The 13,890-nt window shown below is 73.1% G+C and carries 10 protein-coding genes and 1 pseudogene; 5 read left to right on the top strand and 6 right to left on the bottom strand.

Annotated elements, in window-relative coordinates; all coding sequences use genetic code 11:
• The first annotated feature begins 31 nt into the window (after positions 1–31).
• On the top strand, positions 32–607 hold the full coding sequence (locus ACFV6X_RS24935; protein ID WP_365447255.1) for a sigma-70 family RNA polymerase sigma factor: 576 nt from the start codon (positions 32–34) through the stop codon (positions 605–607).
• Positions 604–1,128, top strand: a complete 525-nt coding sequence (locus ACFV6X_RS24930) for a hypothetical protein (protein WP_385386907.1) — start codon at positions 604–606, stop codon at positions 1,126–1,128. Before ACFV6X_RS24935 ends, ACFV6X_RS24930 begins: the two co-directional genes overlap by 4 nt.
• A gap of 61 nt (positions 1,129–1,189) precedes the next feature.
• Here the strand turns inward: ACFV6X_RS24930 and ACFV6X_RS24925 are convergent, their stop codons facing one another.
• The 6 genes from ACFV6X_RS24925 to ACFV6X_RS24900 all read right to left on the bottom strand — a co-directional run bounded on the left by ACFV6X_RS24925 (position 1,190) and on the right by ACFV6X_RS24900 (position 9,601).
• Positions 1,190–2,416 carry a cytochrome P450 gene (locus tag ACFV6X_RS24925; protein WP_385386905.1) on the bottom strand — a complete coding sequence of 409 codons (1,227 nt, stop codon included), beginning with the start codon at positions 2,414–2,416 and terminating at the stop codon, positions 1,190–1,192.
• Between the two features lie 57 nt (positions 2,417–2,473).
• Positions 2,474–3,274, bottom strand: a complete 801-nt coding sequence (locus ACFV6X_RS24920) for an N-formylglutamate amidohydrolase (RefSeq protein ID WP_385386903.1) — start codon at positions 3,272–3,274, stop codon at positions 2,474–2,476.
• A 134-nt stretch (positions 3,275–3,408) separates the two neighbouring features.
• Positions 3,409–5,628: an NADP-dependent isocitrate dehydrogenase gene (locus ACFV6X_RS24915; RefSeq protein ID WP_385386901.1), complete on the bottom strand. Its 2,220-nt coding sequence runs from the start codon at positions 5,626–5,628 to the stop codon at positions 3,409–3,411.
• A gap of 171 nt (positions 5,629–5,799) precedes the next feature.
• Positions 5,800–6,894: a mechanosensitive ion channel family protein gene (locus ACFV6X_RS24910; protein WP_385386899.1), complete on the bottom strand. Its 1,095-nt coding sequence runs from the start codon at positions 6,892–6,894 to the stop codon at positions 5,800–5,802.
• 180 nt (positions 6,895–7,074) lie between these two features.
• A complete protein-coding gene (locus tag ACFV6X_RS24905; RefSeq protein ID WP_385386897.1) occupies positions 7,075–8,586 on the bottom strand; it encodes an amino acid permease in 1,512 nt (503 codons plus the stop codon).
• A gap of 31 nt (positions 8,587–8,617) precedes the next feature.
• The gene (locus tag ACFV6X_RS24900) at positions 8,618–9,601 is read right to left on the bottom strand and encodes a hypothetical protein (RefSeq protein WP_385387050.1); all 984 of its coding nucleotides are present in this window, start codon (positions 9,599–9,601) and stop codon (positions 8,618–8,620) included.
• 273 nt (positions 9,602–9,874) lie between these two features.
• Between ACFV6X_RS24900 and ACFV6X_RS24895 the strand changes: the two genes are divergently transcribed.
• From ACFV6X_RS24895 to ACFV6X_RS24885, 3 genes and pseudogenes are all read left to right on the top strand, one after another.
• Positions 9,875–11,314 carry an FGGY family carbohydrate kinase gene (locus tag ACFV6X_RS24895; protein ID WP_385386895.1) on the top strand — a complete coding sequence of 480 codons (1,440 nt, stop codon included), beginning with the start codon at positions 9,875–9,877 and terminating at the stop codon, positions 11,312–11,314.
• On the top strand, positions 11,311–12,687 hold the full coding sequence (locus tag ACFV6X_RS24890; protein WP_385386893.1) for an FAD-dependent oxidoreductase: 1,377 nt from the start codon (positions 11,311–11,313) through the stop codon (positions 12,685–12,687). Before ACFV6X_RS24895 ends, ACFV6X_RS24890 begins: the two co-directional genes overlap by 4 nt.
• Positions 12,684–13,625, top strand: a pseudogene (locus ACFV6X_RS24885) (FAD-dependent oxidoreductase); the annotation flags it as partial. The gene ACFV6X_RS24890 and the pseudogene ACFV6X_RS24885, both read left to right, overlap by 4 nt.
• Positions 13,626–13,890: the final 265 nt, after the last annotated feature.

Below are 13,890 nucleotides of genomic sequence, written 5' to 3'. Positions count from 1 at the left end.
CGATGACTTGCCGTACACGAGGGGTGGGGCCGTGGACCGTGCAGATGTCGGCGCGCTCGTCCAGTCCGCCGTCGACGGCGACGCGGCGGCATGGAAGGCGCTGGTGGAGGGGCTGAGCCCACTGGTGTGGTCGGTGGTGCGCGCCCACCGGCTCTCCGACGCCGACGCCCACGAGGTCTACCAGACCGTCTGGTTCCGCTTCGCCCAGCACCTGGGCCGCATCCGGGAACCGCAGAAGGCGGGGGCGTGGCTCGCGAGCACCGCGCGCCACGAGAGCCTGAAGGTGCTCAAGAGCCTGCGCCGGATGACACCGACCGACGATCCGCAGCTGCTGGACCGGGTCAGCGAGGACCGCACGCCCGAGCAGACGGTGATCGACTCGGAGGAGGCGGCCGCCGAGAGCGAGCGCATCCGGCGGCTGTGGCAGGAGTTCGAGGAACTGGGGGAGCGCTGCCGGCAGTTGCTGCGGGTCCTGATGGCCTCGCCGCCGCCCAGCTACCAGGAGGTGTCCGCCGCCCTGGGGATCGCCGTCGGCAGCATCGGGCCGCTGCGCCAGCGCTGTCTGCGCCGTCTGCGGGCCCGACTCGACGCACGGGGAGCATCATGAACGCCACCGACGAAAACGGCTTCGAGGAGAACGACGGCGCCCTGCACGAGGACGACTTCGACGGCGCCCTGCACGAGGACGAGTTCGACGGCGGTCGGCTGGAGGAGGAGCTCCGTGGCGCAGCCGCCGTCCTGGACCCGGTGCCGGCCGAGCTGCGCCGGATCGCCGTCGACGCCTTCGCACTGCACGACATGGACGCCCGGCTGGCCGAGCTGACCTTCGACTCGCTGGTCGACGCCATCCCCGTCCGGGGGGTGACGGACGCACCGCGGATGCTGACCTTCCGCAGCGGTGACCTGACCGTCGACGTGGAGGTGACCGCCCAGGGGCTGATGGGGCAGGTGCTGCCGCCGCAGCCGGCCCGGATCGAGGTGCTGGGCGGCCCGCAGCCGGCCGCGCCGGACACGCTCACCGCCGACGCCATGGGCCGCTTCACCGGTGACGTGGCGCCCTCCGGTCCCTTCGCGCTGCGGTTGCGGGCGGGCGGGGACGTGGTCGTGACGGAGTGGCTGCGGGCTTGAGGGGACACGGGCGCTCACGGCCACGTGGAGGACGTCCGGCGTGATCCGCTGGACCGGCCCCTCACCAGGTGCAGGGCAGGTCCAGCGGGCCCCGGAGCATGGTCTGGCGCCGCCAGGAGACGTCCTGCGCGGGGACGGCGAGCCGTAGCCCGGGCAGCCGTTCCAGGAGAGTGCCGATGAGCAGCTCGGTCTGCGTCCGCGCGAGGACGGCGCCGGTGCAGTGGTGCGGCCCGCTGCCGAAGGACAGGTGCGGGTTGGGGTCGCGTCCGCCGTCGATGCGGTGCGGCTCGGGGAAGACGTCCGGGTCGCGGTTGGCCGCCAGGTAGGAGACGTAGACCGCCTCGCCGGCATGGATGCGCGTGCCGTGCAGCTCGACGTCCTCCAGGGCGATCCGGGCCAGGCCCACGGAGCTGCGGTGCGGGACGTAGCGCAGCAGCTCGTCCAGGAGGAGGCCGCGGGCCTTCGGACGGTCTTCCCGCATCCGCCGCATCAGTTCGGGGCGGGTGAGCAGCAGGTACAGGATCTGACCGCAGTTGTGGGTCACGGCCTCGCCGCCGATCTGGAGCGGCCCGGCGAGGCCGATCGCCTCCGCCTCCTCGATCTCCCCGCGGGCCACGGCGGTGGCGAGCAGCGAGTACACGTCCGCCCCGGCGCCTCGACCGCGGGCGCGGACGGTCCCGGTGATCCATCCGTAGAGCCCCTCCTTGGCCCGCTCCGCGGCCTCGGCGCCGCCCGAGGTGGAGATGATCCGCCGGGTCCAGGCGTGCACCCGCTCGCGGTCCTCGGCGGGCACGCCCATCACCTCGCTGATCACGGCGATCGGGAACGGTTCGAGCACCCGCCCGACCAGATCCGCAGGCGGCCCCTCCCGTACGACGTCGTCCACCAGCTCGTCGAGCAGCTCCTGCGCGCGCGGCCGCAGCCGCTGCATCGCGCCGACGGTGAAGGCGCTCGCGACCGCCCCGCGCAGCCGATTGTGGTCGGGCTGGTCGGCGAAGGCGAGGGAGCCGGCCCTGGGTGCGAAGTGCGGGGCCATCCGGGTGACCTCGCGACGGGTCAGCTCGGCGCGGCCGAAGCGCGGGTCGTGGGTGATCGCCCTCACGTCCTCGTGGCGGGTGGCCAGCCAGGCCCATCCCCGACCGTACGGGAGCCGGACGCGGGTCAGGGGGCCCTCGGCCATGAGGTCGGCCAGGACCGGGTCGAAGCGGACGCCGTCGAGTTCCCGTGCCGGCCACTCCCGGACCGGGGGCCGTTGCCGCCCGGTCGGCGCGGTGATCTCCTCCGTCATGCACCCACCGTCACCGCCGGGGTGCCCCCTGTCGCGCGGGGGTACCCCATCGGGTGGTCAGCGGGAGAGGCCGTCGACCAGGCGGGCCAGCGCGGAGGCGAGCCGGGGCAGCCCGGGGCCGGCCGGTCCGCCGGGCTCGGTCATGTAGGTGTCGCGGCGGATCTCCACCATCAGCGCGGACACCCGGGGCTCGGTCCCGTAGTACCCCAGGGGCACGTACGTCCCCCTGAACGGACTGTCGAGGCCGATCTCCCCGACCTGCGCGAACGCCGCCCGGGCCGCGGCGAGCAGCGCGGCCGGGGTGTGGAAGGAATCGGTCCCGAGACAGACGGCGGGCCGCGGCCCCTGCCCGTGGAGCTCGTAGGGCAGCCGGACGCTCGGATACGAGTGCACGTCGATGATCACGGCCCGTCCGGTCGCGGTCAGCCGCCCGGCGACGGCGTCGGCCATCGCCCGGGCATAGGGCCGGAAGAACCGCTCGACGAGCGGCCCGGGATCGAAGCCCGCGTCCCGCAGCACATCCCGGCGCGTGGTCCTCGTGTAGACGGCGCCCATCCCGACGGCGAGCATCTCCTCCCGCTCGTCAGGAAACCGCTCCGGGTCCACGACCAGCCGCGACAGCCGATTGACGAACCGCCAGGGCCTGACCCCGGCGGAGCCGGCCGCCTCCCGCGCGATCCGCCCGGTGTGCGCGTCCGTGATGTGGTCCAGCTCCCGCTCCAGCGCGGCGTCCCCCAGCACGATCCCCTCCCGCACCTCCCCGGGTATCTCCCGCGCGGAGTGCGGCACATGCAGGATCACGGGTGAGTCACCGGCCCCGGGCAGCAGCTCGTAGGACGACGGCGTGTGGCTGGTCACGGGCGGCTCCGGGGTGGTCGGTGGCAAGCGGCACGATCAAGGTGCCACATCGTCCCCGCACACGGCTCCGCCCCGGCCGGACGGTGCACCGGTCGGGGCGGAGGCGGAGACGGGCGGCCCTTCGGGCCGGGGCGTCAGCTCAGGGAGCCGAGCACCTCGTTCCAGGTGGCCGACGGCCGCATGACCGTCGCGGCCTTGGCCGGGTCGGGCTGGTAGTAGCCGCCGATCTCGGCGGGCTTGCCCTGCGCGGCGATCAGCTCGTCCACGATCTTCTGCTCGTTCGTGGCGAGCGTCTCGGCGAGCGGCGCGAAGGCCTTGGCCAGCTCGGCGTCGTCGGTCTGCTTCGCCAGCTCCTGCGCCCAGTACAGGGACAGGAAGAAGTGGCTGCCGCGGTTGTCGATGCCGCCGACGCGACGGGTCGGGGACTTGTCCTCGTTCAGGAAGGTCGCCGTGGCCCGGTCCAGGGTGTCCGCGAGGACCTGGGCGCGGGCGTTGCCGGTGACCTTCGCGTACTGCTCCAGGGACGGGACCAGCGCGAAGAACTCGCCGAGCGAGTCCCAGCGCAGGTAGTTCTCCTTGACCAGCTGCTGGACGTGCTTCGGCGCGGAGCCGCCGGCGCCCGTCTCGAACAGGCCGCCGCCCGCCATCAGCGGGACGACCGACAGCATCTTGGCGCTGGTGCCCAGCTCCAGGATCGGGAAGAGGTCGGTCAGGTAGTCGCGCAGCACGTTGCCGGTGACCGAGATGGTGTTCTCGCCCCGGCGGATGCGCTCCACCGACAGCTTGGTGGCCTCGACCGGGGCCAGGACGCGGATGTCCAGTCCCTCGGTGTCGTGCTCGGCCAGGTAGGCGTCGACCTTCTCGATGAGGTTGGCGTCGTGGGCGCGGGTGGCGTCCAGCCAGAACACCGCCGGGTCGCCGGTGGCGCGGGCGCGGGTGACGGCCAGCTTCACCCAGTCCTTGATCGGGGCGTCCTTGGTCTGGCAGGCGCGGAAGATGTCACCGGCGGAGACGGTCTGCTCGATGACGGCGTCGCCGTTCTGGTCGACCAGGCGGACCGTGCCCGTGGTGGGGATCTCGAAGGTCTTGTCGTGGCTGCCGTACTCCTCGGCCTTCTGCGCCATGAGGCCGACGTTCGGGACGGAGCCCATCGTCGAGGGGTCGTAGGCGCCGTTGGCGCGGCAGTCGTCGATCACAACCTGGTAGACGCCGGAGTACGAGGAGTCCGGGAGCACCGCGAGGGTGTCGGCCTCCTGGCCGTCCGGGCCCCACATGCGGCCGGAGGTGCGGATCATCGCCGGCATGGACGCGTCGACGATGACGTCGGACGGCACGTGCAGGTTGGTGATGCCCTTGTCGGAGTCGACCATCGCCAGCTCCGGGCCCTCGGCGAGCTCGGCGTCGAAGGACGCCTTGATCTCGGCGCCCTCGGGCAGGGCCTCCAGGCCCTTGTAGATGCCGCCGAGGCCGTCGTTCGGGGTGAGGCCGGCCGCCGCGAGCTTGTCGCCGTACTGGGCGAAGGTCTTCGGGAAGAAGGCGCGCACCACGTGACCGAAGATGATCGGGTCGGAGACCTTCATCATCGTGGCCTTCAGGTGCACGGAGAACAGCACGCCCTCCGCCTTGGCCCTGGCGACCTGCGCGGTCAGGAACTCGCGCAGCGCGCCGACGCGCATCACGGAGGCGTCGACCACCTCGCCGGCGAGGACCGGTACGGACTCGCGCAGGACGGTGGTGGAGCCGTCGTCGCCCTTGAGCTCGATCCGCAGGGTGCCGTCCTCGGCGATCACGACGGACTTCTCGGTGGAGCGGAAGTCGTCCACGCCCATCGTCGCCACGTTGGTCTTGGACTCGCCGGTCCAGGCGCCCATGCGGTGCGGGTGGGTCTTGGCGTAGTTCTTGACCGAGGCGGGGGCGCGGCGGTCGGAGTTGCCCTCACGCAGGACCGGGTTGACCGCGGAGCCCTTGATCTTGTCGTAGCGGGCGCGGATCTCGCGCTCCTCGTCGGTCTTCGGGTCGTCCGGGTAGTCCGGCAGCGCGTATCCCTGGCCCTGGAGCTCCGCGACCGCGGCCTTCAGCTGCGGGATGGACGCCGAGATGTTCGGCAGCTTGATGATGTTGGCCGCGGGCGTCTTGGCCAGCTCGCCCAGCTCGGACAGGGCGTCCGGGATGCGCTGGTCCTCGGTGAGGTACTCCGGGAACACCGCGATGATGCGGCCGGCCAGCGAGATGTCCCGCGTCTCCACGGCGACACCCGCCTGCGAGGCGTATGCCCGGACCACCGGCAGGAAGGAATACGTCGCCAGGGCCGGGGCCTCGTCAGTGTGCGTATAGATGATGGTCGAGTCAGTCACCGGGTGCTCCGCTCCACGTCTGCAACATTGCTCGACATCAAGATATCTCGTGCCGGGGCCCCACTCGACAGGGGTCCGCGCGATCGAGGGCATCCGCCTGCCCGCCCTTTCGGAAGCGGCAGGTCACCGGGCGTGACGCGGACGCCCGGCGACCCTTGGACGGTCGGCCGCTCAGTCGATGCGGAGGGCCGCCACGTCCTCCGTCTCCCCGGCGCCCCGCTGCTGCGGTATCGCCACCGGGCCGTGCTCCAGCGACACCCTGCGCGCCGGGGCCGGAATGCGGATGCCCTCGGCCCGGTACCGCTTGTGCAGTCTCTTGATGAACTCGTGCTTGATCCGGTACTGGTCGCTGAACTCGCCGACGCCCAGGATGATCGTGAACCCGATCCTGGAGTCGCCGAAGGTGTGGAAGCGGACCGCCGGCTCGTGGTCCGGGACGGCGCCGTCGATCTCGGTCATCACCTCGGCGATGACCTCCATGGTCACCCGCTCGACCTGCTCCAGGTCGCTGTCGTACGCCACGCCCGCCTGGAGCAGGATCGTCAACTGCTCCTCGGGGCGGTTGTAGTTGGTCATGTTCGTCCCCGCGAGCTGCCCGTTGGGGATGATGACCAGGTTGTTGGAGAGGTTGCGGATGGTGGTCTGCCGCCAGTTGATGTCGGTGACATAGCCCTCCTCGCCGCTGCTCAGCCGGATGTAGTCGCCGGGCTGGACGGTCTTGGAGGCGAGGATGTGGATGCCCGCGAAGAGGTTCGCGAGGGTGTCCTGCAGGGCGAGGGCGACGGCCAGACCGCCGACGCCGAGGGCGGTCAGCAGCGGCGCTATGGAGATGCCCAGCGTCTGGAGCATCACCAGGAAGCCGATCGCCAGCACCACGACCCGGGTGATGTTCACGAAGATCGACGCTGAGGCCGCGACCCCGGAGCGGGACTGGGCGACCGAACGCACCAGGGCGGCGACCGCCCGTGCCGCGGACACCGACACGACGAGGATGAACAGCACCGTCAAGGACTGGTTGACGTGGTGCTGGACCGTCCGGGTCAGCGGCAGCACCCCTCCGGCGGCCGCCGCGCCGCCCACGATCGCCCCCCACGGCACCACGGTCCGCAGGGCGTCCACGATGACGTCGTCGCCGCCCCAGCGGGTCCGCAGGGCGTGCTTGCCCAGCCAGCGCAGCAGCATGCGCAGCAGGAACGCGCCCAGCAGACCGGCCACGAGGGCGATCCCGGCGAGCATCAGGTCGTCCAGGGTCAGCGCGCGGGTCATCGGTCACCTCCCGGGAAACAATCTGCGGCATACCGGATGTGAAGTCGCGTCACGTTGTCACCTGCTCGAAGACGGGATGTGCGATCGCGCCCGTCCCCCTGTGACGGGGCGGCGCGATCGCTCATCCTGCCGTATCCGGCACGCCAGTTCGTACCTGGAGCGGTGGCCGGACCGCGTGGATCAGACGATTCCCTCGGCCATTTCCGCCTGTTCACGGTCCGATCCGTACGCGGCGGTGGTCGGTGTTCCGTACGAACGGCGGGCGACGTACCACCACGCGGTGGCGAGGACGAGTACGACGACGAGGGCGACGGACGCGTAGTTCATCGTGTCGACCGTCACCGGCGAGGACTGCGGCAGACAGAACAGGACGGTGACGCAGGCCACCCACACGACGGCGATCCAGCCGATCGGCCTGCTCCACCGGCCGAGGTGCCACGGCCCCGGCTGGAACCGGTCCCCGGCGCGCAGCCGCAGGTACACAGGGATGACGTAGGCGGGCGTGATCCCGATGACGTTGATCGCGGTGACCGCCCCGTACGCCGTCGCCGAGTACATGGACGGCAGGGCGAGCAGAGCGGCGACGCCCACCGCCAGCCAGACGGCGGCCACCGGTGTCTGGGTGCGGCTGCTGACCTTGCGCCACAGCTCCGAGCCGGGCAGGGCCCCGTCGCGGCTGAACGCGAACACCATCCGGCTGGCCGCGGCGACCTCGGCGTTGCCGCAGAACAACTGGGCGACGATCACGACCAGCAGCAGCGCGCCGGCGCCGTCCGTGCCGAGGCCGTCGAGCAGGATCTGGGCGGGCGGCACCCCGGTCGCGCTGTCCTGGGTCGCGGCGTAGTCCTGGATGGCGAAGGTCAGGCCGGCCAGCAGCACGAAACCGGCGATCCACGACACCCAGATGGCCCGGACGATGCCGCGTGCCGCCGACACCGACGCGTTGGAGGTCTCCTCGGACAGGTGCGCGGAGGCGTCGTAGCCGGAGAACGTGTACTGCGCGAGGAGCAGGCCGATCGCGGCGACGTAGACCGGGTTCTCCCAGCCGGTCTCGTTGACGAACTCGGTGAAGACGAAGGACGGCGACTGGTGGTGGTCGGGGACGATCGCGAGCGCGCCGACGATGAGCGCGACACCGGCGAGGTGCCACCACACGCTGATCGAGTTGAGCACGCTGACCAGGCGGACGCCGAACAGGTTCAGCGTGGCGTGCAGCAGCAGGATCACCACGAAGATCAGCATCGTCTTCTCCGGCGTGGGCGCGAAGCCCCACTGGAGGTTCATGAAGGCGCCCGTGAACAGGGCGGCCCCGTAGTCGATGCCGGCGATCGCGCCGAGCAGGCCGAGCAGATTCAGCCAGCCCGTGTACCAGCCCCAGCGGCGGCCGCCGAGCCGGTCGGCCATGTAGTACAGCGCGCCGGACGTGGGGTAGGCGCTCGTCACCTCCGCCAGCGCGAGACCCACGCACAGCACGAACAGACCGACCCCGGCCCAGCCCCACAGCATCACCGCGGGACCGCCCGCGCCCATGCCGAAGCCGTACAGGGTCATGCAGCCGGACAGGATCGAGATCACCGAGAAGCTGATCGCGAAGTTGCCGAAACCGCCCATACGGCGGGCGAGCACCGGCTTGTAACCGAGTTCGCGCAGGCGCTGTTCCTCGTCCTGCGGCGGGAGGGCATTGCTGGACATGCGCGTCCTTCGGATAGACGAAAGGAGACAATCAGGGGCGATGTGCTGTCGAGCGGCTGCGGGCCTGGACGAAGACGTCCACGGCGCCGGCGTGGTCGGACGGGTCCGTCGTGCGGTGGGCCCAGGGCAGGGGCGCGTAGTACGGGCCGATCGCGTCGAACACCCGGGCCGCCTCCGGAAACTGGAGGGCACCCCACAGGGCGTGGGCGAGGTGGTTGAGGTCGAGCGGGGAGCGCTCGGCGGTGGTGGTGAGCTCGAACCAGGAGTGGAACGCCCGCCGGGCCTCCCGGGTCGCGTCCTCGGCGACCCAGTGCAGATCGAGGGCGGCGTCGTTGCCGCCCGCCCGCCGGTAGCGCTCGACCCGCACGTACAGCGGCAGGACGTGCAGCGCGGAGCCCGGCGGAGCCCCGTCCGCCGCCCACTGGGCGAAGCCGACCGCCTCCGCGAGCCGCCCCGTGGCGGCCCGCCCGAACAGGAACTGGAGCATGCGGTGGTGGGCCTCGCGGTTGTACGGATCGCGCTTGCCGGCCTCCGTGAGCAGCCCCCACGGGCCGGGCGGCAGCATCGGCTCCGGTGCCGCGACGCGGTGCTCGTCCCAGCGCTGCTCCGCGTCCAGCCTGGCCAGTGCCAGCAGGCACACCCACGGCACCGGGTCGTGCGGGGTCGCGCGGGCCGCGGTGTCGGCGGCCAGCCAGGCCTCGTGCCACAGCTCCTGCGTACGGCGGTGGTCCCCGCGGGCGGCGCGCAGTGCCCGCTCCACCGCCACCCGGGCGTGCATCACGACGGCCGGGAGGCTGTCCGGTTCCTCGGCGAGCCAGGCCCGCACCACGTCGGTGCCCGCGGCCGCCGCCGCCAGGACCTGGGTGCGTTGGGTCCACTGCCACCAGGACGAGGTCTCGGTGAGGAGTGTGCGCATCGACATCCAGCGTCCGGTGCGCATCTCCTGGAGGGCCGTGCGCAGCGCGGCGTCGGGTCCCGCGGGGTCGTAGGCGGGTCGTGCTCCGTCTCTGGCCATCATCCGCCCGTCCCCTTCAGCGGGTGGACGGGAACGGCTGGCTGGAGTAACAACAGGGCTCCCCCGAGCGGCGGTTGACAAGGTCACGTCCGGTCGGCCGTCACTATAGAGGCGGAGCTTCCGCATTCCGCGCACGGATCGCCGATCCGTGCGGGCTTCCACGTGTCACCTGTTCACCATGTGAACTGAGCCACCGTCAGTGGCGCTTGACTCCGTGCGGCGGCCGACGGCAGGCTGTCGCACGTGATCGCCTGAGGAGCCGGAGGGGGCTCGATGACAGGTCCGGTGCTCGCCGTCGACCAGGGCACGTCCGGCACCAAGGCCCTGGTGATCTGTCCCGAACGTGGCGTCCTCGGCACCGGGTTCGCCGCCGTGCGCCCCCGTCCGATGCCCGGCGGCCTGGTCGAGGTCGACCCCGCGGAGCTGTACGACTCGGTGGTCGAGGCCGGCCGCCGCGCCCTCGCCGAGGCGGGTGAACCCGTCGTCGCCCTCGGTCTGGCCAACCAGGGCGAGACCGTACTCGCCTGGGACCCGGCGACCGGCCGCCCGCTGACCGACGCGCTGGTCTGGCAGGACCGCCGGGCCGCGACCGTCTGCGCCGAACTCGCGCCGTTCGGAGAGGAGTTGCAGCACCTCACGGGCCTGCCGCTCGACCCGTACTTCGCCGCGCCGAAGATGGCCTGGATACGGCGGCACCTCACCCGGGAGGGGGTCGTCACCACCAGCGACACCTGGCTCGTGCACCGGCTCACCGGCGCCTACGTCACCGACGCCGCCACCGCAGGCCGCACCCAGCTCCTCGACCTCGACCGCACCCGGTGGTCGCCGCGCGCCCTCGACCTGTACGGCCTGTCCGGCGAGCGGCTCCCCGAAGTCGTCGACAACGCCGGTCACGTCGGCACCACGACCGCCTTCGGCGCCGAGATCCCGCTCACCGGCCTGGCCGTCGACCAGCAGGCCGCGCTGCTCGCCCAGCACATCACCGGACCGGGCGGCGCCAAGTGCACCTACGGCACCGGCGCGTTCCTCCTCGCGCACACCGGGGACACCCCCCGGCGCGGCGGCTCCGGCCTGGTCAGCTGTGTGGCCTGGCGGCTCGTCGGAGAGACCGGGTACTGCCTCGACGGGCAGGTGTACACGGCCGCCTCCGCGGTCCGCTGGCTCACCGACCTCGGCGTGCTGAAGGGCGCCGCCGACCTCGACACCGTCGGCGCGACGGTCCCCGACAGCGGCGGGGTCACCTTCGTGCCCGCCCTCGCCGGTCTCGCCGCCCCCTGGTGGCGCGGCGACCTGCGCGGCTCGCTCACCGGACTCGGCCTCGACACCGGCCCCGGCCATCTGGTCCGCGCCCTGTGCGAGGGCATCGCCGCCCAGGTCGCCGCCCTCGCCGACGCGGCGGCGCAGGACCTCGGCGCGCCGCTGGAGACCCTGCGCGTCGACGGCGGCCTGACCCGCTCGGCGCTCCTCATGCAGACCCAGGCCGACCTGCTGCAACGCCCGGTGGAGGTGTCCGCGCTGCCCGACGCGACCGCCCTCGGCGTCGGCGCGCTGGCCCGGCTCGGCGCGGAGCCGGGACTGTCCGTGGCGGACGCGCTGCCCGACTGGAAGCCCGCCGCCGTCCACGAACCCCGCGTCGGCGCCGACGAGGCCGCCGGGCGTCTCGCCGCGTTCCGCGGTGCCGTCGCGGCCCTGCTCGACCAGGCGCCCGCATGACCGAGCCGTACGACGTGGCGGTGGTCGGCGCCGGTGTCGTCGGCAGCGCGATCGCCCGCGAACTCGCCCGGTACCCCCGGCTGCGCGTCGCCCTCGTCGAGGCGCAGGACGACGTCGGCCAGGGCAGCTCCAAGGCCAACACCGCGATCCTGCACACCGGCTTCGACGCGGTCCCCGGCACGCTGGAGGCACGGCTGGTGCGCGAAGGGGCCCGCCTCCTCGCCGCGTACGCCGCCGAGTCCGGCATCCCCGTCGAACCCGTCGGCGCCCTGCTCGTCGCCTGGGACGAGGAACAGCTCGCCGCCCTGCCCCGCCTCGCCGCGAAGGCCGAGGCCAACGACCACCGCACCACCCGCATCCTCGGGCCCGCCGAGCTGTACGAGCGCGAACCCCACCTCGGCCCCGGCGCGCTCGGCGCCCTGCACGTGCCCGGCGAGTCGATCATCTGCCCCTGGACGACCACCCTGGCGTACGCCACCCAGGCCGTCCGGAACGGAGTCGAGCTGCACCTCGACACCCGGGTGGAGGAGGTGAGCCGGCACGAGGGCGTGCATGTGCTGACGACCGGCGCGGGCACCCTGCGGGCCCGCCGGCTGGTCAACGCGGCCGGACTGCACGCCGACACGCTCGACGCCCGCCTCGGGCACCGCGACTTCACGGTCACCCCACGCCGCGGCCAGCTCATCGTCTTCGACAAGTTCGCCCGCGCCCTGGTCCACCACATCCTGCTGCCCGTACCCACCGCACTCGGCAAGGGCGTCCTCGTCGCCCCCACCGTCCACGGCAACGTCCTGCTCGGCCCCACTGCCGAGGACCTGGACGACAGACGGGCCACCGGCTCCACCGCCGACGGACTCGCCGCCCTGCGCGCCCAGGGCCGCCGTATTCTCCCCGAACTGCTCGCCGAGGAGGTCACCGCCGTCTACGCCGGGCTGCGCGCCGCCACCGGGCAGGACGACTACCGCATCCGCGCCCACCCAGGACAGGCGTACGTCACCGTCGGCGGCATCCGCTCCACCGGCCTGACGGCGTCCCTCGCGATCGCGGCCCATGTCACCGGCCTGCTCACCGAGACCGGTCTCGCCCCGGGCCCCGCCCGGCAACTGGAGCCGGTGAGCATGCCGAACCTCGGCGAGGCCTTCCCTCGCCCCTACCAGCGCCCCGAACTCATCGCGGCCGACCCGCTGTACGGCACCCTCGTCTGCCACTGCGAGCGCGTCTCCCAGGGCGAGATCCGCGACGCCCTCGGCAGTACGATCCCGCCGCGCACCCTCGACGGACTGCGCCGTCGCACCCGCGCCCGGGCGGGCCGCTGCCAGGGCTTCTACTGCGGGGCCGCGGTACGGCGGCTGTTCGAGGAGACCCGGCCATGACCGACGTACGGCAGGTCGACGTGCTCGTGGTGGGCGCGGGCCCCGCCGGGCTCGCCACCGCCGCCCGGCTGGCCGCCGCCGGGGCGGGCCGGGTGGAGGTCCTCGACCGGGAACGGCGGGCGGGCGGGGTGCCACGGCACTGCGGGCACGGCGGCTTCGGCACCTGGCTCCGCCCGCTGACCGGCCCCCGGTACGCCCGTCTGCTCACCGCCGCCGCCGTACGCGCCGGAGCGGTCGTCCGCACCGGCGTGACCGCCCTGGACTGGGCGGGACCGCTGACCCTGACGACGGTCGGCCCGCACGGCCCCGAGGAGATCACCGCGCGGGCGATCGTGCTGGCCACCGGCGCCCGCGAACGCCCCCGCACCGCGCGCCTGGTGCCCGGCACCCGCCCGGCCGGCGTCTGCACCACGGGCGAACTCCAGCAGGCGGTCCACCTGTACGGTCAGCGGATCGGCACCCGGGCCGTGGTCGTCGGCGCCGAGGACGTCTCCTACTCGGCAGCCGCGACCCTACGGGCGGCCGGCGCCCGCGTCGTCGCCATGGTCACCGACCTGCCCGCCGCACGGACCGCGCCCGCCCGCGCCCTCGACGCCCGGCTCCGCAGGGGCATCCCGCTGCTCACCGGCACGAGCGTCAGCGAACTCCTCGGCCACGGCCGCCTGTCCGGCGTCCGCGTCCGCCACCGCGACGGCCGTACGACGGTCCTGCCCTGCGACACCGTGGTGTTCACCGGCGACTTCGTCCCGGACCACGAACTGGCCCGGCGTGGCGGCATCGCCCTGGACCCCGCCACCCGCGGCCCCGCCGTCGACCGCGCCTGGCGCACCTCGCGCCCGGGTGTGTTCGCCGTCGGCAACGCCGTGCACGCCGTGGAGCGCGCGCCGGCCGTGGCCCGCGAGGGCGTGCGCGCGGCCTGCGCCGTCCTGTCGGACCTCGGCCTCGGCCGTCCGTGAACGAGTCGTGGCGCTCCGGCGGCGGAGTGGGTGGTGGCGTCCGGGCTCGGCGCGGGGACGCGTGGACGTCGGCCTCGCCGGTCGGTGAATGAGCGGTGCCGTCCTGGCCGTGAGCGTGCGGTGTCGTCCAGGCTCCGCGCCGACCTCGGCTTCGGCCGTCCGTGAACGAGTCGTGGCGCTCCGGCGGCGGAGTGGGTGGTGGCGTCCGGGCTCGGCGCGGGGACGCGTGGACGTCGGCCTCGCCGGT

The organism is Streptomyces sp. NPDC059861, from assembly GCF_042731435.1.
GTDB lineage: Bacteria > Actinomycetota > Actinomycetes > Streptomycetales > Streptomycetaceae > Streptomyces.
The sequence above is the reverse complement of the archived record's forward strand: the minus strand, read 5'-3'. Positions and strand labels throughout refer to the sequence as shown.